Annotated in this window: 25 protein-coding genes; 13 read left to right on the top strand and 12 right to left on the bottom strand. The window is 61.7% G+C overall.

Annotation, left to right across the window (positions count from 1 at the left end; all coding sequences use genetic code 11):
• Window positions 1-206: 206 nt before the first annotated feature.
• Genes bufB through NIT7645_RS15485 form a run of 3 tightly spaced genes read left to right on the top strand, consistent with a single transcriptional unit; the run spans window position 207 to window position 2,380 of the window.
• Window positions 207-1,055: an MNIO family bufferin maturase gene (bufB, locus tag NIT7645_RS15495; RefSeq protein WP_008560875.1), complete on the top strand. Its 849-nt coding sequence runs from the start codon at window positions 207-209 to the stop codon at window positions 1,053-1,055.
• Window positions 1,052-1,807: an HvfC/BufC N-terminal domain-containing protein gene (locus tag NIT7645_RS15490; protein ID WP_008562703.1), complete on the top strand. Its 756-nt coding sequence runs from the start codon at window positions 1,052-1,054 to the stop codon at window positions 1,805-1,807. The genes bufB and NIT7645_RS15490 overlap by 4 nt, the downstream gene beginning before the upstream one ends.
• Before the next feature lie 6 nt (window positions 1,808-1,813).
• A complete protein-coding gene (locus tag NIT7645_RS15485; protein WP_008563181.1) occupies window positions 1,814-2,380 on the top strand; it encodes a DoxX family protein in 567 nt (188 codons plus the stop codon).
• 84 nt (window positions 2,381-2,464) lie between these two features.
• Here NIT7645_RS15485 and NIT7645_RS15480 read toward each other — a convergent pair whose 3' ends face one another.
• Together NIT7645_RS15480 and NIT7645_RS15475 are read right to left on the bottom strand one after the other, a co-directional pair.
• Complete coding sequence (locus tag NIT7645_RS15480; RefSeq protein WP_008560964.1) at window positions 2,465-2,833, bottom strand: hypothetical protein; 369 nt, start codon at window positions 2,831-2,833, stop codon at window positions 2,465-2,467.
• A gap of 41 nt (window positions 2,834-2,874) precedes the next feature.
• Window positions 2,875-3,195, bottom strand: coding sequence for an arsenate reductase family protein (locus NIT7645_RS15475; protein WP_008558707.1), 321 nt, complete (start codon window positions 3,193-3,195; stop codon window positions 2,875-2,877).
• A 221-nt stretch (window positions 3,196-3,416) separates the two neighbouring features.
• On the opposite strand from NIT7645_RS15475, the gene NIT7645_RS15470 reads away from it, so the two are divergent.
• Window positions 3,417-3,623, top strand: coding sequence for a cold-shock protein (locus tag NIT7645_RS15470; RefSeq protein ID WP_008563275.1), 207 nt, complete (start codon window positions 3,417-3,419; stop codon window positions 3,621-3,623).
• Window positions 3,624-3,807: 184 nt separating this feature from the next.
• Here NIT7645_RS15470 and NIT7645_RS15465 read toward each other — a convergent pair whose 3' ends face one another.
• The gene (locus tag NIT7645_RS15465) at window positions 3,808-4,284 is read right to left on the bottom strand and encodes a dihydrofolate reductase (protein ID WP_008561836.1); all 477 of its coding nucleotides are present in this window, start codon (window positions 4,282-4,284) and stop codon (window positions 3,808-3,810) included.
• Between the two features lie 85 nt (window positions 4,285-4,369).
• On the bottom strand, window positions 4,370-5,203 hold the full coding sequence (locus NIT7645_RS15460) for a thymidylate synthase (protein ID WP_008559084.1): 834 nt from the start codon (window positions 5,201-5,203) through the stop codon (window positions 4,370-4,372).
• 220 nt (window positions 5,204-5,423) lie between these two features.
• On the opposite strand from NIT7645_RS15460, the gene NIT7645_RS15455 reads away from it, so the two are divergent.
• The 3 genes from NIT7645_RS15455 to NIT7645_RS15445 all read left to right on the top strand — a co-directional run bounded on the left by NIT7645_RS15455 (window position 5,424) and on the right by NIT7645_RS15445 (window position 8,335).
• On the top strand, window positions 5,424-6,362 hold the full coding sequence (locus tag NIT7645_RS15455) for a hypothetical protein (RefSeq protein WP_037302212.1): 939 nt from the start codon (window positions 5,424-5,426) through the stop codon (window positions 6,360-6,362).
• Between the two features lie 4 nt (window positions 6,363-6,366).
• Window positions 6,367-7,788, top strand: a complete 1,422-nt coding sequence (locus NIT7645_RS15450) for a surface lipoprotein assembly modifier (protein WP_008559601.1) — start codon at window positions 6,367-6,369, stop codon at window positions 7,786-7,788.
• Between the two features lie 118 nt (window positions 7,789-7,906).
• Window positions 7,907-8,335 carry a VOC family protein gene (locus NIT7645_RS15445; RefSeq protein ID WP_008562217.1) on the top strand — a complete coding sequence of 143 codons (429 nt, stop codon included), beginning with the start codon at window positions 7,907-7,909 and terminating at the stop codon, window positions 8,333-8,335.
• A gap of 538 nt (window positions 8,336-8,873) precedes the next feature.
• On the opposite strand, the gene NIT7645_RS15440 is transcribed toward NIT7645_RS15445, so the two are convergent.
• From NIT7645_RS15440 to NIT7645_RS15430, 3 genes are all read right to left on the bottom strand, one after another.
• Complete coding sequence (locus NIT7645_RS15440; RefSeq protein ID WP_173644470.1) at window positions 8,874-9,371, bottom strand: MarR family winged helix-turn-helix transcriptional regulator; 498 nt, start codon at window positions 9,369-9,371, stop codon at window positions 8,874-8,876.
• 79 nt (window positions 9,372-9,450) lie between these two features.
• A complete protein-coding gene (locus NIT7645_RS15435) occupies window positions 9,451-9,735 on the bottom strand; it encodes a succinate dehydrogenase assembly factor 2 (RefSeq protein WP_008560859.1) in 285 nt (94 codons plus the stop codon).
• A complete protein-coding gene (locus NIT7645_RS15430) occupies window positions 9,732-10,127 on the bottom strand; it encodes a helix-turn-helix domain-containing protein (RefSeq protein WP_008560282.1) in 396 nt (131 codons plus the stop codon). The genes NIT7645_RS15435 and NIT7645_RS15430 overlap by 4 nt, the downstream gene beginning before the upstream one ends.
• Before the next feature lie 97 nt (window positions 10,128-10,224).
• Between NIT7645_RS15430 and NIT7645_RS15425 the strand changes: the two genes are divergently transcribed.
• Together NIT7645_RS15425 and NIT7645_RS15420 are read left to right on the top strand one after the other, a co-directional pair.
• Window positions 10,225-11,427 carry a pyridoxal phosphate-dependent aminotransferase gene (locus NIT7645_RS15425; protein ID WP_008559641.1) on the top strand — a complete coding sequence of 401 codons (1,203 nt, stop codon included), beginning with the start codon at window positions 10,225-10,227 and terminating at the stop codon, window positions 11,425-11,427.
• A 9-nt stretch (window positions 11,428-11,436) separates the two neighbouring features.
• A complete protein-coding gene (locus NIT7645_RS15420; protein ID WP_008562866.1) occupies window positions 11,437-11,892 on the top strand; it encodes a hypothetical protein in 456 nt (151 codons plus the stop codon).
• Window positions 11,893-12,013: 121 nt separating this feature from the next.
• Here the strand turns inward: NIT7645_RS15420 and NIT7645_RS15415 are convergent, their stop codons facing one another.
• From NIT7645_RS15415 to NIT7645_RS15405, 3 genes are all read right to left on the bottom strand, one after another.
• Entirely contained in the window at window positions 12,014-13,408 is a 1,395-nt protein-coding gene (locus NIT7645_RS15415; protein ID WP_008559249.1) for an MATE family efflux transporter, read from the bottom strand.
• A 143-nt stretch (window positions 13,409-13,551) separates the two neighbouring features.
• On the bottom strand, window positions 13,552-14,493 hold the full coding sequence (gene ppk2, locus NIT7645_RS15410; RefSeq protein WP_008559102.1) for a polyphosphate kinase 2: 942 nt from the start codon (window positions 14,491-14,493) through the stop codon (window positions 13,552-13,554).
• A gap of 197 nt (window positions 14,494-14,690) precedes the next feature.
• Window positions 14,691-16,109 (bottom strand): pyridoxal phosphate-dependent decarboxylase family protein, encoded by a 1,419-nt coding sequence (locus NIT7645_RS15405; protein ID WP_050687472.1) that lies wholly within the window; start codon window positions 16,107-16,109, stop codon window positions 14,691-14,693.
• A gap of 295 nt (window positions 16,110-16,404) precedes the next feature.
• Here NIT7645_RS15405 and parE point away from each other — a divergent pair, with 295 nt between their 5' ends.
• The 4 genes from parE to NIT7645_RS15385 all read left to right on the top strand — a co-directional run bounded on the left by parE (window position 16,405) and on the right by NIT7645_RS15385 (window position 24,228).
• Window positions 16,405-18,363 (top strand): DNA topoisomerase IV subunit B, encoded by a 1,959-nt coding sequence (gene parE / locus NIT7645_RS15400; protein WP_008561322.1) that lies wholly within the window; start codon window positions 16,405-16,407, stop codon window positions 18,361-18,363.
• 1,933 nt (window positions 18,364-20,296) lie between these two features.
• Window positions 20,297-21,049, top strand: coding sequence for a hypothetical protein (locus tag NIT7645_RS15395; RefSeq protein ID WP_008559111.1), 753 nt, complete (start codon window positions 20,297-20,299; stop codon window positions 21,047-21,049).
• Window positions 21,050-21,236: 187 nt separating this feature from the next.
• Entirely contained in the window at window positions 21,237-23,324 is a 2,088-nt protein-coding gene (locus tag NIT7645_RS15390; protein ID WP_050687470.1) for a molybdopterin-dependent oxidoreductase, read from the top strand.
• Window positions 23,325-23,457: 133 nt separating this feature from the next.
• Window positions 23,458-24,228, top strand: coding sequence for a hypothetical protein (locus NIT7645_RS15385; RefSeq protein WP_008563197.1), 771 nt, complete (start codon window positions 23,458-23,460; stop codon window positions 24,226-24,228).
• A gap of 55 nt (window positions 24,229-24,283) precedes the next feature.
• Here the strand turns inward: NIT7645_RS15385 and NIT7645_RS15380 are convergent, their stop codons facing one another.
• Window positions 24,284-24,985, bottom strand: a complete 702-nt coding sequence (locus tag NIT7645_RS15380) for an ABC transporter ATP-binding protein (RefSeq protein WP_008562430.1) — start codon at window positions 24,983-24,985, stop codon at window positions 24,284-24,286.
• Window positions 24,978-26,270, bottom strand: a complete 1,293-nt coding sequence (locus NIT7645_RS15375) for a lipoprotein-releasing ABC transporter permease subunit (RefSeq protein WP_008559764.1) — start codon at window positions 26,268-26,270, stop codon at window positions 24,978-24,980. The genes NIT7645_RS15380 and NIT7645_RS15375 overlap by 8 nt, the downstream gene beginning before the upstream one ends.
• Window positions 26,271-26,279 lie beyond the last annotated feature (9 nt).

Genomic DNA, 26,279 nt, shown 5'->3' with positions numbered 1-26,279 from the left:
GGCCACTGCCCTGCCGGCTTCCCTTTCCCCCTTCGAAGCGCGGCTTCGAAGCGTGTCTGGTCAGACCGCACTCTCTGCCCCGGCCCATCATGGGTCATTGCGGCCTCGGGTGCAGGTGCCTGACCCATCGCAAGCGACCGCGCCCGGATCATGCCTTTGCCTTTCGCGCAGCCAATTGATTTCTAACGTCATTCGGGATCACTGATATGCTGGACGCCGCTCAAACCCTCCCTGCCGCCGCTGGTGTCGGATACAAACCGCAGCATTTTGCGGACATCCTTAAGGATGCAGGCGACGTGCGCTGGCTGGAAATCCATGCGGAAAACTACATGGGCGATGGCGGCCGCCCCCTGGCGCAGCTGCGCCATCTGGCCGAGGAATTCGCGATCTCTGTTCATGGTGTCGGCCTCTCCATCGGCGGAGAAGGCGCGCTGGACCGCGATCACCTCGCCCGGCTGAAACATCTGGTCGGATGGCTCAATCCTGCGAGTTTCTCTGAACATCTGGCCTGGTCCACCCATGACAGCCATTTCTACAACGACCTGCTGCCCTTGCCCTATACCGACGCAACGCTTGCGCGGGTCTGTGACCATATCAACCAGGTGCAGGACACCATCGGGCGGCGGATGCTCTTGGAAAACCCCTCCAGCTATCTGGCCTTTGCCGAAAGCACGTGGTCTGAGCCCGAGTTTCTGGCCGAAATCACCCGGCGCACGGGCTGTGGCCTGCTTCTGGATGTGAACAACGTCTTTGTCTCCGCCACCAATCTCGACTTCTCGCCGCAGGGCTATATCGATGCCTTCGCGCTTGATCAGGTCGGCGAGATCCACCTTGGCGGCCATGACGAGGATGAAGACGACCACGGCAAGCCGCTGTTGATCGACAGCCACGGCGCTGAGGTGGTGGATCCGGTCTGGGCGCTGCTGGATTATACGCTGGCCAAATCGGGCCCCAAGCCGGTTCTGGTGGAATGGGACACCGATGTGCCGGAATGGCCGGTGCTCGCCGCCGAGGCCGCGCGCGCCGCCACAGCGCTGGAGCGCATCCCGGCATGAGTGTTTCGCAAACAGACTTCACCCGCGCCATGATGGATGCAAACCAGCCGGTGCCAGAGGGGTTGCTTGATGCCTCCGGGGGGCCTGCGGGGCGTCGCTTCAGCGTTTATCGCAACAATGTGGCGGTCTCTCTCACCGAAGCGATGCACAGCGCCTTTCCCCTCATTGGCAAGCTGCTGGGCAAGCAGAACCTCGACGGGCTGGCGGGTCTGTACCTGCGGGCGCACCCACCGTCGTCGCCGCTGATGATGCACTACGGGGCGGAGTTCCCGGAGTTCCTCGCCGGGATGGAGCAGCTGAAACACCTCGGCTATCTGCCGGATGCGGCGCGGCTCGACCTTGCCCTGCGCCGGGCCTATCACGCAGGCGACGCCACACCGGTTGACCCGGCGCAATTGGGCGCGCTCGCACCCGACGCGCTGATGGGCGCACGGCTGTCCTTTGCACCCGCGATGCAAGTGCTGCGGTCGCCCTGGCCGCTGTTTGATATCTGGCGGTTCAACACCGAAGAGGATGCCCCCAAACCCCGGCACGAGGCACAGGATATCCTCATCACCCGGCCAGAGTTTGACCCTGTGGTGCAGCATCTGCCTGCCGGTGGTGCCGACTGGATCGACGCCATGAACCGCGGCGCCACGCTGGAGGGTGCGCTGAGCACCATTCACGCACAGCACCCTGATTTTGACCTTTCCCACGTACTCGCCCTGTTGCTGCAAGGCGGTGCAATCACTCACCTGGACAGCAAAGGATGACCCCCCATGCATGCGCTCGTCTCGCTTCACGATAAGATCTTTGACCTGGTAGACCGGGCCGGAACCTGGCTTTTGCCGCTTGGTGCCCGCTTTGTCTTTGCCGCGACCCTTCTGGTGTACTACTGGAACTCGGGCCTGACCAAACTGGGTGATGGGGTTCTGGGTATCTTCAGCCCCTCGATCGGCGCCTACAGCCAGATCTTCCCCAAGCAACTGGAAGCCGCGGGCTATGATGTGTCCCAGTTCGGCATCTTCCAATGGGCTGTTGTGATGGCCGGCACCTACGCCGAATTCATCTTGCCGCTGCTGATCGTGATCGGCCTGTTCACCCGTCTCGCCTCCCTTGGCATGATCGGCTTTGTCGTGGTGCAGTCGCTCACCGACGTTTACGGCCACGGCGCCACTGACCTCAAAACCCTTGGCGCCTGGTTTGACCGGTTCTCCGATGGGGTGATCCTTGATCAGCGTCTGTTCTGGGTCTTTGTTCTGTCGATCCTCGTCATCAAAGGCGCCGGCGCCCTGTCTGTCGACGCCCTGCTGCGCAGCCGTCGCGCCCAGCCCGTGATGGCCTGATCGCCCCACACGACACTTCGAAAACAAAAAACACGGCCCCATCGGTCCGCGTTTTTTCGTGGATCTCGCCCAAGAAGACCGGGATCAGAAATGCGCCTTTTCCTCGTCCGGCTTGCCCGCTGCCACTGCCAGAACACCTGCGAGGCAGGCCATCGAAATCGGGAAGATGGTGAAAAAACCAAGCCCGTAGCCCGCATAAACGCCGCCGGCACCAACCAGCATCAGCACCCCGCCCCACAGCGCCCGGGCCCGCGCCATTGCACCACCAGCAAGGATCAAGAGCGGCGAAATCACCGACAACAGGCGCAGTTCCCCGACATTGTCGACCTGCCGCGCAAACCCGTCGATCTCTCCGAAATGCTCGACCGCCGTGGTATAACCATAGCCGAAGAACCCCACCACCATGGCAAAGAGCCCGGCAATGATCCCCAAAACAAGCGCAGCATTGCGCATGGCGCTTCTCCTTTTGTTGTGCCCCAGATCAGATGGGGGCGTCAGGCCCCAACGCCAAGTGCCGCCTGAGTTTTCTTGTCCCAGCCAAGATAAAGCGCATCACCGGATCGGATCAGCGGCCGCTTCATCAGCGTGGGATGGGCGCGGATCAGTTCAAGCGGGTCGCCTGCCCGCTCGGCCTCGCCCAACTCGCGCCATGTGGTTGAGCGGGTGTTGAGCAGCTTGTCGCCAAATTCAGCCTGCGCCGCCTGCAAGAGATCATCCGGCACCCCCTCTGCGCGCACGTCTACAAATGTAGCATCTGGCAGCAGTTTGAGCGCCTTGCGGCAGGTGTCACAGGTCTTCAGTCCGTAGAGCTGCACGGTGTTTTCCTCTCTTTTTCGCGGCATTCTGCACAATTTACGGTAGAAACGCGCTGTTTCGCTTGATTTTTACATGACCCGTGCAAAACTTGAAACCGGGGTAGGACAAATTCCCTGCCCTGTTCTGCAAGCACACTGCGGCAGGACCGACCAGTTCAACCTGCAGCGCAAAATTCCGTTGTGTTGAGGGTGAAGAGTAAACGAGAAGGAGACACGGGAACATGGCAAATGGCACCGTGAAATGGTTCAACACCACCAAAGGCTACGGCTTTATTGAGCCCGAAGGCGGCGGAAAAGACGTTTTTGTGCATATTTCCCAGGTAGAACGTTCTGGCCTGACCGGCCTTGCGGACAACCAGAAAGTTGAATTTGAAATGATCGAAGGTCGCGACGGTCGTCAAATGGCTTCCGAAATTCGCCCGCAATAACGCAGCACATGAACACCAGTTGCGGCGGGGGCCAGCCCGGCGCAGCTCTCTCCTGATGGTTGACTTGGCCTGATGGTTGACTTGCACGGTCAGCATGGAAAACCCCGACAGCTGCCTGCCGGGGTCTGTTTGTTTTTACATTTGGCCGCGCGCGCCGGGACGTGTCTGGCCGTATCGGGGCGCGTCAGCGGCGCAGGTATTCCACCGCAACGCAGTTCGGCGCCTCGCTGCGCAGTTCGGTCTGACTGGCGATGGCCCACTCACTTGCCGAAAACGCCGGAAAATGCGTATCGGGAGAGTCGACGACAGTGTCGACCTCGGTGATGACCATACGGTCGGCAATCGGCAGCATCTCTCGGTAGATCCCTGCCCCACCAATGCCATAGATCCGCAGATAGCCCTGCGCGCGCGCCTCTGCCAGCGCGGCCTCGATGCTAGGGCAGACAATCTCCGCTGCGTTCGGATCGGATGACACCACAAGATTGAGCCGGTTTTTCAAGGGCTTGAACGGCAGGCTCTCCCAGGTGTTGCGCCCCATGATGACGGCCCCACCCAGGGTTTCGCGCTGAAAGCACTTCAGGTCTTCGGGCGCGTGCCAGGGGATGGTGTTGTCCTTGCCAATCGCGCCGTTCTGGTCGCGTGCAACGATAAGGGTAATCATGAGATACCTTTCATGGGGCGGGTCATGGGGCCGGTTGGCGTGACGGAAAAGACTGCATCAGGCAGCTGGGGACAAGGCGGCCGGATCAGACAGCAACCGGGGCCTTGATCACCGGATCAGGGTCGTAGTTCACCACCTCGAAGTCTTCATATGTGAAGTCAAAGATCGACGGGACATCCCGTTTGATGTGCAGCTCCGGCAGCGGTTTGGGGGTGCGTGACAGTTGCAGCTTCACCTGATCCATGTGGTTGGAATAGATATGCGCATCCCCGATCGTGTGAACAAAATCCCCGGCCTCATACCCCGTGACATGCGCCAGCATTTTCAGCAGCAGCGCATAAGAGGCGATATTGAACGGCACGCCCAGGAACATGTCCGCAGACCGCTGATATAGCTGCAGATGCATCTTGCGACCCTGCACCCGCACCTGCCACAGCGTATGACAGGGCGGCAGCGCCATGTCGGGCACATCGGCGGGGTTCCAGGCAGAGACAATCAGACGGCGGCTGTCGGGCGAGGTTTCGATCATCCGCACCAGATCTGCAATCTGATCGACACTGCCCGCACGATACAGCGGCTCGTCACCGGTTGTGCCCTCGGCCAGTTCAAGCCGCGGAAAATGCCGCCACTGATGGCCGTAAACCGGCCCCAGATCCCCGTTTTCATCGGCCCACTCATCCCAGATTGAGACGCCGTTTTCCTTGAGATATCGGATATTTGTGTCGCCAGACAGGAACCACAACAGTTCGTGTATGATAGAGCGCAGATGCAGTTTCTTGGTGGTCACCAGCGGAAAGCCATCGGCAAGCGGATAGCGGGTCTGCATCCCGAAATAGGAAATCGTGCCGGTCCCGGTGCGGTCCGAGCTGGCCTCACCATGGGTCAGAATCTGTTCAAGAGCCTCGTGATACTGGCGCATTCTGTCCTGTCCCCCTGGCCTCTGCCTGCTTTCTTTTGTCGTTGCCACAGGTCAATGGCAAAGTCAAAAGGTCCAATACCGCACTTGGCGGCGTTGGGCTGTGGTAACACATCCGCCACGGTTGCAGCCAACACATCCCCCACCCGGCCAATTCAATTGACTTTCGCAGGCCCGGGCCGGACACTGGCGCAAACAAAAATGATATTTGAGGGCAGTTGAAATGAAACGGGTTATGCTGGGACTCGCGGCGACGGCTATGCTGTCTGCCTGCGGTGGTGGAACAAACCCCTTTAACACAGGTGACGGGACCGACGGCGGCACCGGCAGCGGGATCACGATCCCCGAAAATCTGGCCTCTGACCTCGACAGCGTGGCCTATGACCCAGATGCGGGGACATTGGTGATTTCAGGGTTGAGCCTGGATGACACACCGTTTTCGGCAACCTATCGGCGCCGGCCCGCGCTCGACCGTGAGGGGTATCTGGCCTACACCGCGCAGGATTCATCGCTGGACCGGCACGTTACGGCTTATGTGCGCGAAATCGAGGATGGCGCCTTTGCGGTTGCGGTCGCGACAGGCGGGCAGTTTTCCTATTACTTTGCAGGCACCCATTATGGTCGCCGCGGCAACTATAGCGCGCCGACCGAGGACGTCGCCTCCGGCGGTATCGTGAGCTATGCGGGGACTTATGTCGGGCTTTTGAACATCGCAGGCGACGGCGGCGACCTGCTGCCAGTCGCGACCGGCACCCCCGCAGCCGTGCGCCCGACCCAGGTCGCAGAGGTGACAGGCGATGCCTTCATCAACGCCGGTTTCCGCGACAATGTCGTGAACGGGACCATCTACAACCGACAGATTCAGCCGCTGACCGATGGCGCAGCTGCCATTGACGCAACCACGCTGAACCTCGCCCCCACAACGATTGAAGCCAACGGAACCTTTGCTGGCGACACCTCGATTGAGGTGAACGGCACCCGCACCGTGGTTGGCGAATACGGCGGTATCTTTGCGGGCACAGATGCGACGTCTGTCGCAGGATCAGTCAGGGTCAGCGAACACCTCGACGGCTTCAACGGCGAGGAAGAGTTTGGCATCTTTGTTCTTGGCCAATGCGGCACTGCCTCCAGTTCGGACGTCTGCAACCAGCCGGTCCCTTGATCCGATGCGCAGGCGGCTGGCCGCTGCGCTGTTGCTGGTGGGGATGCTCCCAGCCCTGCCCTCGGCACAGCCCAAACCCGAATATCACCTGAGCCTGGATCAGGGCCGCCTGCTGGCGGCCCAGGCGCTTGGCAATGGCAAGCCGGAACTCACGCTGGATCTGACCAAGGCGCTGCTGCGGGCAGATCGGCAGGATTCGCTGGCCTGGTATCTGCGCGCCGCAGCCCAGGCACGGCTGAACGCAGCCGGTGCCGGGCGCAGATCTGCAGCGCGGGCCTATCGGTTTGCGCCCGACAGCGCCGGGAAGTTTCGCGCAGCCCAGCTGGCCGCGCGCCTGTCCGTCACCGAAGAACGCCATACGCTGGCACAGATCTGGCTGCGCCGGACAGCCATCCACGCCCCGGATGAAACCAGCGAAGAGCGGATCGCACAGGACTATAAGGTGCTGCGCCGCCTGAACCCCTGGGCCTTTCAGCTGCGCGGCGAGCTGCGCCCGTCAAACAATGTGAACAACGGCGCAGACAGCACGCTTGAGGTGATCGACGGGGTGCCGACCCTTGGCCGGTTTGGCCCGCGTGCGGTGGCTCTGGACGGTGTCGTGGGCGTGGTCGATGCCAGCCTGTCCCGCCGCCTGCATCAAACGGCAACAAGCCGCACCACGCTGAGCGCGCGGGCCTATGTGCAACGGGTGGCACTGTCCTCTGGCGCCAAGGCCGAGGCCGCGCTTCTGGCCCAGCAATCGGGCACCACGGTGCCACGCAACAGCGAATTTGGCTCCACCTATGGGGAACTGGCCCTGAGCCACGGTTTTGCCATCGGCCCGGCCGACAAAAAAGGGACCGCAGCGGTCGGCGTGGCGCTTGGCAGCGCGTGGTATGGCGGCGACAAAAGCTATGACCTGATGCGGCTGAATGGTCGGCGAAGCTGGCAATTGTCGGCCCAGAACGCCCTGATCGTCGATGTAAGCGGCGAGCAGCGGTTTGACCCGCGCAGCCCGGCACAGGACGGGCAGGTCTATGGGCTTGGGCTGCGGCTCAACCGGCGCTTGGGCAACGGTGACCAGCTGGATGTCAGCCTCGCGCTGCGCGACACCCGTGCAGGCCATGTCAATGCCACCAGCCAGACCGCAACCCTGCGGCTGGGCTACAAATTCGCAGACGCCATCGGCCCGGCGCGGATCTCAACCGGGTTGATCCTGGGGCGCACCGACTACGACCAGTATATCGCAGGCTTTCCCGCCCGCTATCTGCCGGACGGGCGCGAAGACACCTCGATCTATGCGGATCTGAACATCTTTTTCGAAGACTACGATTATGCAGGCTTTGCCCCCACATTGCGCCTGCGCGCGGGCAAGAGGGACAGCAATCACAGCCGCTTTCAGTCGCGCGAGGTGTCTGTCTCGCTTGGAATTCAGTCCAAATTCTGATCAACCGTTGATTTCGCTCTGGCCGCGCGGGCACATTGCATTAATGTTAGCGCCTTGAATCCCTGTCGGTGGATCCGCATCTGACAGGGAACGACAGACCGACAAGAGGAGCATTCAGATGCCGCTGAAATATCTGCACACCATGGTGCGCGTGAAGGACCTTGAGAAATCCATGGCGTTTTACGAGCTGCTGGGTCTCAAGGAAATCAAACGCCATGACAGCGAGGGCGGTCGCTTCTCTCTGATTTTCATGGCCGCCGAAGGCCAGGAAGACACGCCGATTGAACTGACCTACAACTGGGACGGCGATGATGCGCTGCCCAGCGACAGCCGTCATTTCGGCCACCTCGCCTATGCGGTGGATGATATCTATGCGACCTGCCAGCATCTGATGGACAATGGTGTCACCATCAACCGCCCGCCGCGTGACGGCCACATGGCGTTTGTGCGCTCGCCTGACAACATTTCGATCGAGCTGCTCCAGCATGGTGACGCCCTGCCTCCGGCAGAGCCGTGGGCGAGCATGGAAAACACCGGTCACTGGTAAGCCCATCGCAGTGCGCCGAAACTGCGCTGCGGGAAATGCATTCGACGGTCCTGTCCCATTCGGGCGGGGCCGTTTTCTTTTCGCGGTCTTGGCGGGGTCTTGAACGTGTCTTGGCGGGGCGCAGCCATACACGGACGCCCGCGAGGCTAGCTGAAACCGCCGCCTTGGTGCGGATCATCGCCGCGGCGTCCCTCCCCTCCCACCTCAGGCGAAGGTCATGAGGCAAAAGCGGCAACACAAACATCACCAACAGGGCACGCCCCCGTGGTGGTCATCGTCTATTCGGGAAAATCCGGGCCGAAAGGTCCATTCTGGTCCTTGCATCCGATCCATTCACGGCATTCTGCACAGGAAGATCGGGGTTGGCCTGGGTGTCTGACCTGTCCGTTTTGACAGCTCAATCTGCGCTGTGGTGCTCTGGCGCGCGGCGTTCTGCCCCGTATTCTGCCAAGTCCGACCTGTTCGCGGTCGTCACCATCAGCCTAAGTCTTGCGCGCCCCGCCATCGACGGGCCTCGCGGTTGCCAGCAAAAGCCGCGTCAGTAGATATAGCGGATCTGATCCGACCAATACCGTTCCACACGCTTGAGCGAGGCTGTGATATCTTCGATACCTTCGCTGCTGATCACACCTTTGCCTTCCAGACCTTCGGCGTGACGCGAAAACAAGGCCGCGACGATATCACGGATTTCGCGACCACGTTCGGTCAGGCGCACACGCACAGAACGACGGTCAATTTCGCAGCGCTGGTGGTGCATATAGCCCATTTCAACCAGCTTCTTCAGGTTGTAGCTGACGTTGCTGCCCTGATAATAGCCGCGTGATTTCAGTTCGCCTGCCGTGACCTCATTGTTGCCGATGTTGAACAGCAGCAGGGCCTGGACCGCATTGATCTCCAGCACGCCGACGCGCTCAAACTCGTCCTTGATCACATCCAAAAGCAAACGGTGAAGGCGCTCAACCAGGGCGAGCGCCTCAAGATAGCCAGTCATGAACCCCTTCTGGTCCTGCTGGCCGATTGGCAATTCCATACTCATCCGCATCTCCGACTCGAGGGTTACTTCGGAACACAATGCGGAAAATTCCCGAAAAATCCGTTAAGCTCGGATTTTATTCTTATTGGTGGGTTTGCGCGATATCCGCAATGAGCACAGAATAGCCCTGTGGCGCGGCGACCTGCCCCGTCACCCACTGGTACAGATCCTGATCGTTCTCGTGCAAAAGCGCATCGTAGAGATCAAGGTCGGCATCGCTCATCGCGGCCAGCTTTTGGGCGGCATAGGCCGACAGAAGGATGTCCATTTCCTTGATGCCCCGCCGCATGGAACGCATGGTCAGCCGCTTGATCCGGGTCTCGCGGCTTTCATCGGCAGGTGGCGGGCTGGCCTTCAGGTCGATCATTGCGGCACACCTTCGATAACCAGACGCAGACGTTTTTCCAGCCGTGCGGCGCGTTCGACATTGCCACGCATCTCTTCACGCAGCTGGCGCAGCTCTGTCAGGATCGCAGCCAGATCCTGCGGCACCTGCTCGCCTGCGGGGGCGTCCATGCCCTCGCCTTCACCCGTCAAGAGCCAGCCCATCGACACGTTCAACAGCCCCGCCATCATGGTCAGCTTGTTGGCGCGCGGTTCAGACAGGTCCTGCTCCCAGCCAGTCAGAGTGGTCTTCTTGACGCCAAGGCGGCGCGCCAGTTGAGCCTGTGTCATGCCTGCAGCCTCGCGTGCGGCTGCAACGCGGTCTCCAAAGGTTGCGGCCTCTGGCCCGTACCAATTCATGTCATCATTGCTCATAACTTGACCCCTTTCGGTCTGCCTGTTGATCTCACTTGATCGAGAGATAGGCGCACCCTATGACAGTTCCATATGATATTCAAACAGAGGTCATTTTATGCCATTTCTGTCCGACAGCCTGTCCCGCGTGAAGCCATCTCCGTCGATTGCAATCACGACACTCGCGGGTGAGTTGCGCGCAGCTGGACGCGATGTCATCGGCCTCAGCGCGGGAGAGCCGGACTTCGACACCCCCGAAAACATCAAGGCAGCGGCGATCAAGGCGATCGAAGAGGGCAAGACGAAATACACCGCCCCCGACGGCATCATCGAGCTCAAGCGTGCGATCTGTGACAAGTTTCAGCGCGACAACGGGCTGAGCTACACACCCGAGCAGGTCTCGGTCGGGACCGGTGGCAAACAGATCCTCTACAATGCGCTGATGGCAACGCTGAACCCCGGTGACGAGGTCATCATCCCCGCGCCCTATTGGGTGTCCTACCCCGATATGGTCCGCCTTGCAGGCGGCACGCCTGTGATCGTCGAAGGTCAGCTGGAGACCGGCTTCAAGATCACCGCCGAGCAGCTGGAACAGGCGATCACCCCGCGCACAAAATGGCTGATCTTCAATTCGCCCTCCAATCCGACCGGCGCAGGCTACCGCGCGGATGAGCTGAAAGCGCTGACCGATGTGCTGATGCGGCACCCGCAGGTCTGGGTGATGACCGACGACATGTACGAGCATCTGGTCTTTGGCGATTTCACCTTCTGCACCCCCGCAGAGATCGAGCCCGGCCTTTATGAGCGTACCCTGACCTGCAATGGCGTCTCCAAGGCCTATGCCATGACCGGCTGGCGCATCGGCTATGCCGCAGGCCCGAAAGAGCTGATTGCCGCCATGCGCAAGGTTCAGTCGCAATCAACGTCGAACCCCTGCTCCATCAGTCAATGGGCGACGGTCGAGGCACTGGAAGGGCCGCAGGACTATATCGAGACCAGCAAAGAGGCCTTTGTGCGCCGTCGCGATCTGGTGGTCGACATGTTGAACCAGATCGACGGTGTGACCTGCCCGGTGCCGGATGGCGCGTTTTACGTCTACCCTTCGATCAAGGGGTTGATCGGCCGCACCAGCCCGGCCGGGACCGCCATCAGCGATGACGAGGCCTTTGCCAAGGCGCTTCTGGCAGAGGCGGATGTGGCCGTGGTTCATGGCGCGGCGTTCGGCCTGTCGCCGAACTTCCGGGTGAGCTATGCCGCCTCCGACGATACCCTGCGCGAGGCCTGCCGCCGGATCCAGTCCTTCTGCGCCAGCCTGAGCTGAGCCGGGATCATGACAGCCTCTCTGCCCGAATATTACTTTCGCGTCCGTGACAACGGGGCGTTTGTCTTTCGGGTGGAGAGCGAAAACCGACAGCGGCGGCTGGAGATGGATCAGATCGCCGTTGTCAAACTGCGCAATGGCGAGATCAAGCCCCACGGCGATCGCACCCTGAGCGACGCAGACCTGAGCGCAATCCGGGCGTGGATGGCTGACCGGCAGGCGCTGCTGGCCACGCGCGAGATTGATGACATCCGCCGCACCATCGACCATCTCAACCACACGGCGCAATGGGCCCAAAGCCGCGCCGATGATGACCAGCTTGATGCGATCTCGGATGACTTGTTGCTGGCGATGCACGACCTGCGCAGCGTGCTGATCCGCAAAAAGGCGGACCGCCTGCAACGTGCAGCAAAGTCAGAGGCCAAGCAGGACAGCAAACAGGATAGCAAGCCGGAAAAGGGCTGATCGCCTCCGCCACACGTGTTTGCCAGCGCGCCGATTTCTGCGCGCCCCAAACCACTGCTTTTTCGCTGGTCCTGCGGCAGTGGCGTCAGATCAATGCATCCAGCCCCTAGCTCACAGTCCCCTAGCCCACAGCCTTGATGGAACGCATCCAGAACCGTGCCATCAGCAGGATCCCGGCGGCAGAAAGACCGATCACCAGACCGAACCAGACCCCAATGCCGCCCCAGCCAAAGACAAAGCCAAACAGATAAGACACCGGAATGCCGACCGCCCAATAGCTCAGCACCGCAATCACCATCGGCCAGGCGGTGTCCTGCACCCCCCGCAACAGCCCCAAGGCCACAACCTGCATCCCGTCCATCAGCTGAAACAGGGCCGCTGCCGCCAGCAACCCAACACCCAGTGCAAGGATCTGCGGCTTTTCCGGGTCATCGCTATCCAGGAAAAGCGCAATCAGCGGCTCGGGAATGGTCAGCATCAGCACGATACCGATCGCCGACATCGCAAGCGACATCGCCATCACCACCCGCGCGCCGCGCGCAAGATGGTCCCGATCGCGTCGCCCATAGGCATTGCCCGCCCGCACCGTCGCCGCATTGGACAGACCCAGATGCACCATAAAGGTGATCCCGGCGAGCGAGATCGCAATCCCATGCGCCGCCAGCGCAACCGTCCCGATCCAGCCCATCATCATGGCAGAGGCGGCAAACAGGCTGCTCTCTGCCACGGTGGTCAGCCCGATGGGCGTGCCCATCCGCAGCACCCGGCGCATCATCTCCCAATCCGGGCGCAGAGCGTTTTTCAGCAACTCATGCTCTGGCAGGATCCGCAGCGCATAGCCGATCACCAACCCGAATGAGATGAAATTGGTGACCAGTGAGGCAATCGCCGCCCCTGTCACACCCAGCTCTGGCGCGCCCCAATTGCCAAAGATCAGCGCATAATTGACCACACCATTGATCAGTGCCGCAAAGACAGAGAACCACAAAACCGCCTGGGTGCGTTCCAATGCGGCCAGATAGGATTTCACCACCATGTACAACAGCGCGGGGAAAATGGCCCAGCCGGCGATGCGCAGGTATTCCGCCGCGCCATGCGCGACCTCCTGGTTTTGGCCCAGAAACAACAGGATCGGCTCAGACCACCACAACAGCGGCACCGCCAAGGCGCCGTAGATCAGCGACAGCCAAAGCCCCATGCGGGTGGTGCGTCGGATCTGGCGCTCTTCTCCTGATCCGGCAGCGGCGGCAACCATCGGCATCACCGCAAAGGCAAAGCCCGAACCCAACAGGAAGATCGAGAAAAAATAGGTCGACCCCAGCGTGACCGCCGCCAGCTCAGCAACGCCATACCAGCCCAGCATCACCGTATCGGTGAGGCCGATGGAAAACTGCGCCACATGGCCGCCGATCATCGGCAGACCAAGCAGCAAGAGTGCCCGGGAATGGCCGAGAACGGTATTGGGCGACGGGGGCTTGCTGCCGCCTGTGGGCGGCAGGCCGCTTTCTGGGGTCATGGTATCAGTCATGACACCAGCCTTAGGCACGGCAGGGAATTACGGCAAGCCTGATTCTACCATCCGTTGCAACCGGTCCCGTCTTGCCCGCAGACAGCAAAAGGGGCCGGACGATACCGGCCCCAGACGGCTGTGGCGCGGGGCTAGCCTGCGCGATTGTCGGGATGCAGCGCCTTGCCCAGAATGTGGTCTGACCGCTGGATCACATGGTGCGCCTGCCCCACAATCAGCGGGTCGGGTGCGGCGGCAACCTGCAAATCCTTGCCGGGATAGTCGAGCGAGGCGAGAAAATGGCGCATGCAGTTCAGCCGGGCCCGTTTCTTGCAGTTCGATTTGATCACCGTCCAGGGCGCATCTGCCGTATCGGTGTAAAAGAACATCGCTTCCTTGGCTTCGGTGTAATCATCCCATTTGTTCAGGGACGCCTTGTCGATGGGAGACAGCTTCCACTGTTTCAAGGGATCGGTCTCGCGCGATTTGAACCGGCGGCCCTGCTCGCTCTGGGTGACAGAGAACCAATATTTGTAAAGCCGTATCCCCGAGCGCACCAACATCCGCTCCAGTTCGGGCGTCTGGCGCATGAACTCAAGATATTCGTTGGGTTCACAAAAGCCCATGACCCGCTCAACACCGGCCCGATTATACCAGGAGCGGTCATAAAGCACCATTTCACCGCTGGTGGGCAGGTGGTTGATATAGCGCTGGAAATACCATTGGCCGCGCTCTTCGTCGGTGGGTTTGTTCAACGCGACGACACGGGCCAACCGGGGATTCAGATGCTCGGTAAAGCGCTTGATGGTGCCCCCCTTGCCCGCCGCATCGCGCCCTTCGAACAACAGGACAAATTTCTGGCCCGTTTCCTGGGCCCACAGCTGCACTTTCAGCAGCTCCGCCTGAAGCAGGGCCTTTTCCTTTTCATAGGCCGGGCGCGACATCTTGCGCGAATAGGGGTATTGCCCGGTCTCAAAGGCGCGACGGATGTCCTCGTGGCTCGGCGTTGGTTTGGTCGCGATGACTGCGGGCACCTTTGCTTCGGCTTTGGGGGTCTTTGCGGCGGCATCCTGTCGGGTCATGTCTTTGGGCATTCGGGGCTCCCTCTCCAATGGCTATACACTGAGTTGTTTTGTTCGCCCCGGACTCTACCCCTCGTGCGCACTGTCCGCGCTGACCTGTGTCAAAGACAGCCGCCCCGCGCCCTGTTAATCAGAAAAAACGCGGGTTTCTGCATCACTCAGCATCGCCCTGCGTCACCCCGTTGCGCCCGTGCCCCGTGGCAAGGCGCTCAGACCGCGTCTGCCTCTCGTGCGACAGCGGCAATCGCGGCCTCAACATCGGCCACGCGGCTGCGATGATTGGTGATCGCCGCGCGCAGCATCACGACATCCCCAACCCGCGTGGTGGAAAACACCGCCTCTCCGCTTTCCTGCAGGCGCTGCGCGATACGCGCATTCAGGTCGGATTGCGCCTGCACCGGTAGATCCGCCCGCGCCGTAAAGACACAGACGTTGGACACCACCGGCGCCGCCAGCGCCATGCGGTGCTCTGCCTCGACCTGCTGCCCCATCACCTGCGCCAGCTGACAGTTGAGCGTGATCGCCTCGCCAAACGCCGCCGCGCCATAGGTCTTGAGCGCGGTCCACACCTTCAGCGCCCGATTTCCCCGGCTAAGGTCGATGCCGTAATCGCAAAACCACGGCTCCCCACCGGCAAGGCCGCGCTCTGCCCCTTCCAGATAGCTGGGCCGGGCCGCAAATGCGGCGCGATGCTCTGCCTCGTCGCGCAAGAGGGCCATGCCGCAGTCATAGCCGACATACATCCACTTGTGGAAATCCAGCGCGATGCTGTCGGCGCGACCGATCCCATCACTCAGCGATCGGTAAGGCTCATCCGCGATCCGCGTCCAGGCCCCAAAGGCCCCATCCACATGCAGCCACAGCCCCAGATCTGCCGCCGCATCAGCCAGGGCGTTCAAATCATCAAACAGGCCCAGATCAACCGATCCAGCCGTCCCCACCACCAGAAATGGCAGCGCCCCTGCGGCCTTGTCCGCGGCCACCATTTCTGCCAGCGCGGCGCAGTCGATCTGTCCGTCCACCAATGGCACCTTGCGCAGATTGTCCGAGCCGATCCCCAACAGCTCCACCGCCTTCAGTGTCGCGTTATGGACCCCCTCGCCCGCATAGGTCGTCAGGCGCACCCCTCCCTGACCTGTCTTGCGCAGGCCGCTCAGCACCCTGAGCCGCGCCGCCTGAAAGGCGATGACCGTCGCCTGAGAGGTGCCGGTCACCAGGATCCCGCTCGCCCCCTCCGGCAGACCCATGCTGGCGCGCGTCCAGTCCACCACGGCCCGCTCCATGTAGTTCGCCCCGTGGTCGCGCCCGCCCATGTTGGCATTGACCGCAGCCGCCGCAACCGAGGCAATCATATCGCTCGGCAGACCCGATCCCTGCACCCAGCCCCAGAACCGCGGATGGGTGTTGCCGCCATGATACGGCATCACATCGCTCAGGATCTGATCCACCGCCGCCCCGGCCCCATGCGCCATGCCGTCAATGGCATAGCGTGCATCAATGTCCTCTGGCACCGGCTGCCAGGGATGGTCAGAGGCCGTCTGCATCTGATCCAGCGCAGCCTCCAGCATGCGCCGCGCCTCGGCACGAAAGGCCTCCCAGTCCTGCGTCTTGATTCCCTGTCCCGTCATCCTGCGCGCTCCTCCTGTCGTTGCCACAGACCTACAGCGCCAATCGCCCGCAAGCACGGAAATAGTGTGTGACCCCAACCCGGCGCCGCCGATCAGCCCCGACCGCCCTCCACCCGCGGCCCGGAACGCCCCCATTGTTCCGCAATCCCCCTTTCGCCCACGGCCGCCCGCATTCGGCCCCGTGACCAAAGCCCCGGCCCACCTTATCCACAGCCCCTTGCGTCCCTCTTCCACCCGGCCCCAACACCTGCCATAATGGGCGCCAACCAACACCAAGGAAGAGCAGCTCCCGCACATGGCCGACGATCTCCTCAGCACGCCTGCAGCCGATACCTATGACGCCTCCTCTATCGAGGTTCTCGAAGGCCTCGAACCCGTTCGCCAACGCCCCGGCATGTATATCGGCGGCACGGACGAGCGCGCGCTGCATCACATGGTTGCCGAAATCCTCGACAACTCCATGGACGAGGCGGTCGCAGGCCACGCCAATCGCATCGAAGTGGAACTGCACGCCGATTACGCCGTCACCATCCGCGACAACGGCCGTGGCATTCCGATCGACCCGCACCCCAAGTTCCCGGACAAATCCGCGCTTGAGGTGATCCTGTGCACGCTGCACGCCGGCGGCAAATTCTCTGGCAAGGCCTATCAGACATCGGGTGGTCTGCATGGTGTGGGCTCTTCGGTGGTGAACGCATTGTCGGATTCGATGGTGGTGCAGGTTGCCAAGAACAAGGAACTGTTCGAACAGCGGTTTTCCCGCGGCATCCCCCTTGGCGGGGTGGAAAAGGTCGGCGCAGCCCCCAACCGGCGCGGCACCTCCGTGACCTTTCACGCGGACGAGCAGATCTTTGGCTCGCACCGTTTCAAACCCAAACGCCTGTTCACCCTGGTGCGTTCCAAGGCCTATCTGTTCTCTGGCGTCGAAATCCGCTGGAAAAGCCACATCGACGATGGCGAAACCCCGACAGAGGCGACCTTCCACTTCCCCGGTGGTCTGCGCGACTATCTGACCGAAGTGCTGGGCAAATCCTCTGTCTACGCAGATGTGCCCTTTGCGGGCAAAGTCGAATTCCGCGAGAAATTTGGCGAACCGGGTTATGTGGAATGGGCGATCAACTGGACGCCCTCGCGCGATGGCTTCACCCAGTCCTACTGTAACACCGTCCCCACGCCCGAAGGCGGCACCCATGTCACCGGGTTCTGGGCCGCGATCCTCAAGGGGATCAAGGCCTATGGCGAGCTGGTCAACAACAAGAAAGCCGCCCAGATCACCCGCGACGACCTGATGACCGGCGGCTGCGCGCTGGTAAGCTGCTTCATCGCCGATCCCGCGTTTGTCGGCCAGACCAAGGATCGCCTGTCCACCGAGGCCGCCGCCAAGATGGTGGAAAACTCGGTCCGGGACCATTTCGACAACTGGCTGGCCGCTGACACCAAATCAGCCGGCGCCATCCTCGATTTCCTGATCCTGCGCGCCGAGGAACGCCTGCGCCGCAAGCAGGAGAAAGAGACCCAGCGCAAGACCGCCACCAAGAAACTGCGCCTGCCCGGCAAGCTGACCGATTGCACCTCCAAGGACCGCTCCGGCACCGAGCTGTTCATCGTGGAGGGCGACTCTGCGGGGGGCTCTGGCAAGGGCGCGCGCAACCGGGTCAATCAGGCGCTCCTGCCTCTCAAGGGCAAGATCCTGAACGTGCTGGGCGCGGCGTCGGGCAAGCTGGGATCAAACGCCGAGATCCGCGACCTCTGCGAGGCGCTTGGCGTCGGCCTTGGCACCAAGTTCAACCTTGATGATCTGCGCTATGACAAGATCATCATCATGACCGATGCGGACGTCGACGGCGCCCATATCGCGTCGCTCTTGATGACCTTCTTCTTCACCCAGATGCGCCCGCTCATTGACGGCGGCCACCTCTACCTCGCCTGCCCGCCGCTGTTCCGCCTGACGCAAGGCGCACGCCGCGTCTATTGCCTTGATGAGGCAGAGCGCGACATGTGGCTGGAAAAGGGCCTTGGCGGCAAAGGCAAGATCGACGTGAGCCGCTTCAAGGGTCTTGGCGAAATGGACGCCAAGGACCTGAAGGAGACCACGATGGACCCCAAGACCCGGAAATTGATCCGGGTGACAATCGACGAGGACGAGCCGGGTGAGACCGGCGACCTGGTCGAACGCCTGATGGGCAAGAAACCCGAACTGCGCTTCCAATATATTCAGGAGAACGCGAAGTTCGTGGAGGAGCTGGATGTTTGAGGGGGAGTGGGCTGAATAGTCTAAATCTGTCCGGACTGTTCGCTGAGCTACTACCTTCTGAATAACCCAAGAACCCTTTACTTTACTTACCCTATGGTTGAATTTGCAGCCTAAATTGCTGTGAATCAATCTAGATCATGGAGACAAAATTGAAATCGGCTTTTTCCATCGCAGCTTTAACCCTTTGCTCTGGTTGTCTCGCGACAACTGAAGGGTACAAGTCACTTGTTGGAAGCTGGGTTGACGCCTCAGAGACTGAGCTCGTTGATCGCTGGGGCGTTCCAGACGCGGTGTATACTTCCGGGAAAGCCAAATTTCTAAAGTATGGAAGCCAGCGAAATGTGTACATTCCTGGAACCAGCCCAACCTATACCAGCACAGTTATCGGCAATACAGTTTTCACCAACTCGTATGGCGGGACATCAGCGCAAAACATAACGATGACATGCATCACTACTTTTAGGATCGAAAATAGTCGTGTGGTTGGCGGAACATTTGAAGGAAATGATTGCAAGGCCAAATTGCCCCCTCCGGCCTAGCTAATTCTCTTTGTGCTCTTCGAGGAAAATGAACAGCATTCATAGGATTCCAAGAGCTAGCAATACTCCATCCTGCTAACGTCACCACACAAGGCCCGCGCCTGACCTTGGGAGGGCGCGAATGCGCCTTCCCGGGGGGAAGGTCAGGCGCGGGCCGTGCGGCTGACGCCTCACGTCCCAAGGGGCATCCTGCCAGTGCCGCTCTTTGATTTGCACGGTTGGATGCGAGGCGCCCCTTCACCAACCAGCGTGAACTCCCGCATCTAAGGTCAGGCGCGGGCCGTGCGGCTGACGCCTCACGTCCCAAGGGGCATCCTGCCAGCGCCGCTCTTTGACTTGCACGGTTAGATGCGAAGGGCTCCGCCCGTCCACGCCTCAAACAGTCCCCCGGACTGTTTGTCCCTGCGGGAACCGGCCTGAACTCCCCCATCTAAGGTCAGGCGCGGGCCGTGCAGCTAACGCCTCACGTCCCAAGGGGCATCCAGCCAGCGCCGCTCTTTGATTTGCACGGTTAGATGCGAGGCGCCCCTTCACCAACCAGCGTGAACCCCCGCATCTAAGGTCAGGCGCGGGCCGTGCGGCTGACGCCTCACGCCCCAAGGGGCATCCTGCCAGCGCCGCTCTTTGACTTGCACGGTTAGATGCGAGGCGCCCCTTCACCAACCAGCGTGAACTCCCGCATCTAAGGTCAGGCGCGGGCCGTGCGGCTGACGCCTCACGCCCCAAGGAGCATCCAGCCAGCGCCGGTCTTTGATTTGCACGGTTAGATGCGAGGCGCCCCTTCACCAACCAGCGTGAACCCCCGCATCTAAGGTCAGGCGCGGGCCGTGCCGCAGCGCGCCACGCCCCAAGGGACACCCGGCCTGATCCTCCCTCCCTGTTGCGCTGCGGTGCAAAACTGCGAACGCAGTGCTCACGGTGGGTTAAATCCGCTCTGTCATAGTGGTCTGCGTCGCGACTTTGGTGCAGCCTGGCACGCTGCACCCCCAACAGGAGACCGGACGCCCCGCACACCATTGGGGCGGTTTCGCACCAGACGTTTCGCGAAGATGGGCCCTGCCCGTCCCACTCTCCGCCTTTGGCCCTGATGGAGACATTGGGCCCTTGGCGGCGCCGCCCTCTCTTTTGCCCGTTGCGTGTCCAACACGTGGGCCATGGCTAGCCCCATCGCACCGCAGATGCGCAGCCAGAGACAGATCAACAGGTCAAACAGCAGGCCAAACATCAGGCCCCACAACAGGCCCAGACGACCCAGAGCCCCCACCCGCAAGCCCCACCGCTTGCGGCGCTGAGATCCTGCGCAAAATCCACCTGACACCTCTGTGAGGACTGTTGCCGCGCCCCGGCACAGTTTCTAGGGTTGGAGCAATCAACACAGGCAGGAGATGACCCCCATGATGACCATCGCCGACAATCAGCTGATGCTCATCCTCATGTGCTTTGCCGTGGGCAGCGTCGCCACCGCCTTTCTGTTTCGCCACCCCGCAGGACACAAGGTCTGGCGCCTGGCGGATCTTGGCTGGGTGGTGCTTGGCGGGATCGGCGCGCTGGTTGCGGTGCTTGCGGGCATCTACAAGGCCGATACCGGCCGGCTCGAACGCCAGATCGACATCGCCTATGCCGCAACCGAAGCCTTTGACCGCGACGCCGCCCGCTTTCGACTGCGGTTCTGCGATCCTGCGTATGATGCGGATATCGCGGTGCTGTGCGACAAGGTCGAATTTCTCTCCGCCTCCACCGCGGGCAATGCCGAACTGCCGCTGTTCATTGCCGTCACCGATCAGGTCGCGCCACTACAAGGGCTGCGCATCTTCTTTGGCGGCAGTGGCGTGCGTGACGACATGGAAACCATGGCCGCCCAGGCCGATGCCTTTGATCCCGAAGCCTTTATCGTCTTTGCCGCGCTGGATGAACCAACCGAAGCCGCCGTCGCCAACCTGCGCCGCAAAGTGCCTGCCATCGCCGGAGATTTCCTGATCCTTGCGCGCGCCTACGAGGCGCTGATCGATCAGGTCGGCCAGCTCAAGGCAGAATGGGAATACCTGCAGGAAAACGCTCATATTCTGGTGCTGCAGATCCTTGCGCTTTGCCTGGTGGCCTTTGCCGCGCCCTTCCGGCTGGGCAAATCGGTGGTAGAGCTGCGCTAGCAGGCCCCGTGCCACCACTGCTGCGCCGGTTGCTCTGCCTGCGTCCACGCTTCTCTGGCCTTATGAAATCCTTGCAAACTGGCCGTTCTCATCAGGGCAGTGATGGCCCTAGTCTCGCAGGCAGACAATCCCCCGTTGCAGGTGCCGCAACAGGCCCCGCAACCGCCAGATCCGAGACCGACCAGCCATGCGCGATGACATCCACCCCACCCCATCCGGCACGCCCGACAGTGGCGCAGCCCAGACCCTGCCCAGCGTCTGCCCGCTGGACTGCCCCGACACCTGCAGCCTTTCCGTGACCGTGCGGGACGGCCAGATCCGCGCTGTGCACGGCTCCCATGCCAACCCGTTCACCGCCGGTGTGATCTGCAACAAGGTCGCGCGCAGCTATGCCGGTTTCGTGCACGGGCCCAATCGGCTCACCCGGCCCCTGCGCCGCACCGGACCGCCCGGTGGCGATGGGTTTGAACCCATCAGCTGGGAGGAGGCGCTGGATCTGATCCACGCAGGCTTCAGCCGCGCGATCGCGGCCCACGGCGGCCAGTCGGTCCTGCCGCTGAACTATGCAGGCCCGCACGGAGAGCTGGCAGCAGGATCCATCGACCGTCGGTTCTTTTACAAGATGGGCGCAACCCGCATGAACCGCGGCCCGCTTTGCGGAGGTGTGCGCGGCGGCGCCTATGAGAGCCTGTTTGGCACCGCCCCCGGCATGCCCCCCGCGCAGGTTCTGCATTCGGATCTGGTGCTGGTCTGGGGCAACAATGTCACCGTGTCCAACCTGCATCTGGCGCCCCTGTTGAAACAGGCCCGCAAGGCCGACGCAAAACTGGTGGTGATTGATCCCAAACGCACCAAGATTGCCGAGCAATGCGACCTACACCTTCAACTGGTGCCGGGCACCGATGTGGTTCTTGCGATGGCGCTGGCGGCCGAACTCGACCGTCGCGGCGCGCTGGATCAGGACTTCATCGCGCGCTGGACCACGGGCGCCGACCCGTACATGGCGGCGGCACATGGCTACACCCCGGATCAGGTGCGCGACATCTGCGGCCTGCCGGTGGAGCAGTTCAACCAGCTCGCCGACTGGATCTGCGCGGCACGGACCATGTCCACTTCGCTCGGCAACGGGATCGAGCGGGGCCGCTCCGGTGGTTCTGGCCTGCGCGCAGCGATGGCCTTGCAGGCGCTCACTGGCCAGCATGGGCGCATCGGCGCGGGCGTCATGGCGAAACCCGGCTTTGCGGCCCCCAAGACACCGGCCCGGCTGCAAGGCGACCACCTGATCGACCCGGACACGCGGGTCATCAACATCCTAGATGTGGCCCGCAAGATGCTGGACCCGCAGATGCGCATCCCGATCCGGGCCGTGATGATTTACAACCACAACCCGGTCGCCACCCACCCAGATCAGGCCCGCCTCATCGAGGCACTGAGCCAGGAAGACATCTTTGTCGCAGGCAGCGATGTGGTGATGACGGATTCCATGCGGATGTGTGACGTGATCCTGCCCGCCTCCAGCCATTTCGAGTGTAATGACGTCTATGGCGCCTATGGTCAGAACTACATCCAGCGCGCCGCCCCCGTGATCGCGCAGGTGGGCGAAAGCCTGCCAAACACCGAGATCTTTCGCAGGCTTGCCGCCCGCTTTGGCTATGACACGCCAGAATTCCGCGACAGTGACGCAGAGCTGATGGATCAGGCCATGGACGCCCAAAGCCCCTATCTGCAGGGCTTTCGTCCGCAGGATATGCCGCTGGATCGGGCGCTTGAAATCACCACGGCGGACGGTCGGGAACCGGTGATGTGCGACAGCGTGCTGCCTGCAACCCCCTCTGGCAGGATCGAACTCTTCAGCGACAGATACGAGGCAGAAGGCGGCTTTGGTGTGCCCCGCTATGACCCGGCCACGCGCAAGCTGCCTTTCGTGCTCATCACGCCCTCTTCCAGCAAGCGCACCAATGCGACCTTTGGCGATCAGCCGCTTTCCGATGGCGAGGAAATCGTCGAGATTCACCCCAAAGACGCGCGCAGGCTGGACCTGCAGGAGGGTGACAAGGTGGATCTATTGAACGATCAGGCGACCGTCGGTCTTGTGGCGCATATCACCGATGCAACCCGGCCCGGCGTGCTTTACAGCCCCAAGGGCACCTGGCGCAAAAGCAGCCACACAGGGCTCACCGTCAATGCGTTGATCCCGATTGATTTGCGCACCGATATCGAAGACGGCGCCTGCTACAATGAAACCTGTGTAGAGCTGCGCAAACGCGCGCCCTGATACGATGCCGCCTGACCGGATCACATCTGACAGGATCCCACCTGACAGGATCCCGCCAAGCCCGATGCCGCATTTGCATGGCTCCGGCGAATTGTGACTCCCCGCCTTGGGAGAGTTGCCCTAGGCTGGTGGCATGATCGCGCGTTTCCGTCTTTGGCTGACCTGTCTTGCGCGCTCCCGCTTTGGGCGGGGGCGGCTGATACAGCGCAGACTTTGGATCGGGCTTGTGGCCGGCCTTGGGCTGATCATCGCAGCCTGCGGTCGTCCCGTGTCTGACGGAGAGGCAGAATTTCTGAGCCTCATCCACGGCGATGAACTGGATCTGAACCGGCTGCGCATCCACGAGGGCGCACCGCTGTCCCAAGTCACCTTTCGCCGCAAACCCCGCCCGCGTGTCACCTGCCGCGAACGCATTCTGCCCCCCGCCAAGGACGAAATCGTCACCTCCTCCCCCGCGGCGCTGGCGCTGTTCAACCGGATCTTCTACGTGCAGGATTGGTATGTCGACGACTATATGCCCGCCTACCCCGAACGGCTCTATCTGGTAGAGGCGATGCTCCTTGCGCATGAGGCCACCCATGTCTGGCAATGGCAGCAAAGGGCGAAAACCGGCTATCACCCGCTTCGCGCCGCCGCCGAACACCGCGCGAGTGAGGACCCCTATCTGTTCGACCTCAGCACCGATCAGAGCACCCGCCGGTTTCTAGATTTCGGCTATGAACAGCAAGGCGCCATTGTCGAGGAATATGTCTGCTGCCGCGCGCTTGATCCCACCGGCAAGCGCACCCAGCGGCTGCATGAGATGCTGAAAGGGGCGATGCCCGTCACCGACCTGCCACAAAGCCGCGAAAGCGATGTCTACCTGCCGTGGAAAGGCGTCGACGTGCGCGCCATCTGCGCCTGAGCGCGAACCATCAGAAAACGGGCCGGGGCGCGTGGTGGTCTCCTCCCCGCCGTTTTCACAGACCGCTGTGCAGCTGCCCCGCCTCAAGTCGCACCACGCGGTCCATGCGCGCTGCCAGGTCCAGGTTATGGGTCGCAATCACCGCCGCCATACCGGTTGCAGCAACCAGATCCATCAGCGCCGCAAACACCTGATCCGACGTCCCCGGATCCAGGTTGCCAGTCGGCTCATCCGCAAGCAAAAGCCGTGGACCATTTGCCAGCGCCCGGCAGAACGCCACCCGCTGCTGTTCGCCGCCAGACATGGCGGCGGGGCGATGACCGGCACGCGCCGCAAGCCCCACCCGCTCCAGCAGCTCGCGCGCCCGCGCGTCGGCTGCGCTTTGGCTCACTCCATTGGCAAGCTGCGGCAGCACGATGTTCTCCTGTGCCGTGAACTCTGCCAGCAGGTGGTGGAACTGATAGATGAACCCCACATCCTGCCGCCGCATGGCCGTGCGTTTGCCATCGGATTTTCCGCTCAGTGCCTGGCCTGCGATCTCGACGGTGCCGGCATCGGGCGTATCCAACAGGCCAGCGATATGCAGCAGGGTGGATTTGCCCGCACCCGAGGGCGCAACCAGCGCAACCACCTCGCCTGCTGCGACGCTGAGATCGACACCAGACAGCACATCCACCTGATTGGGCAAACCCCGATTGTAGGATTTCTCAACCCCGGCAAGATGCAGAACGGGGGTCGCGGAGGACGGGTTATTCATAGCGCAGTGCCTCCACCGGGTTCATGCGGGCCGCCCGGCGGGCGGGAAAGATCGTCACGATAAAGGACAGCGACAGTGACAGCCCGACCGCCGACAGCACATCAGCCAGCCGCAGCTCTGCCGGCAAGGCATAGATCCCCCGGATCGACGGATCCCAAACGCCGCCGCCCATCACATAGTTTACAAAGGAAAAGATCGGATCGATGTAGATCGCAAACAGACAGCCCAGAACAACACCCAGCGTGGTGCCAATCACCCCGGTAAAGGCCCCGCAGATAAAGAACACCCGCATCACCGATCCCTCGCTCAGGCCGATGGTGCGCAAGATGCCAATGTCGCGCCCCTTGTTTTTGACCAGCATGATCAGACCCGAGACGATGTTCATCGTGGCAATCAGAACAAGGATCGACAGGATGATGAACATCACATTGTCCTCAACCTCCAGCGCGCGCAGAAACCCGCCAGAGGCATCGCGCCATGTCCAGACACCGATGGCATTGCTGATTTCGCCCGTCGCGCTCAGCAGCGGCAGAACCAGCCGCTCGACGTTTTCGGGGTCTTCGACGATCACCTCCACTTCATCGGCAAAGCCCTCGCGGTTGAAATAGCTCTGCGCCTCGGCAAACGGCATGTAAAGGCGTGTACGATCAATGTCATAGCGCCCGGCCGTAAAGATATAGACCACCTCGTAGGCATTGACCCGCGGGCTGGTGCCAAAGGCGGTTTTCACCCCGTTCGGGGAGATCAGCTTGATCCGGTCGCCGATCTGAACGCCCAGCTCGCGCGCAACGCCAGAGCCGATGGCAACCCCCTCTTCAAACCGGTCCAGATCACCAATCGCCTGCTCGCTTTCGGCAACCCCCGGAATGGTGCGGATGTTCTCGGCGGAAATTCCAAAGACCTCGACACCTGAATTGCGCTGCTGCAGGCTCGCCATCACTTGCCCCTTGATCAGCGGTGCGGTGCGGATGACACCGGGCACCTCTGCCGCGCGGGCGGCCAGCGCATCATAGTCGGTCAGCTTGCGGTCAATGCGGCCCTGATCGGTGACCGTGCCGTGGGAATAAAGCGTCACATGCGCATTGGCCCCCAGAATGGTGCCGACAAATTCAGAGCGAAACCCGGTGCGCACCGCAAGCGTCGCAATCAGCGCAAACACCGCCAGCGCGATCCCGATCAGGCTGATCCAGGTCATCGTGCTGACACCCCCCTCGGCCCTGCGCGCACGCAGATATCGCCAGGCAATCAGCCATTCGAAACGGGAAAAAGGTAGTGGAGTGGCCATGTTGGTCCC

The organism is Phaeobacter italicus (assembly GCF_001258055.1).
Lineage (GTDB): Bacteria > Pseudomonadota > Alphaproteobacteria > Rhodobacterales > Rhodobacteraceae > Phaeobacter > Phaeobacter italicus.
The sequence above is the reverse complement of the archived record's forward strand: the minus strand, read 5'-3'. Positions and strand labels throughout refer to the sequence as shown.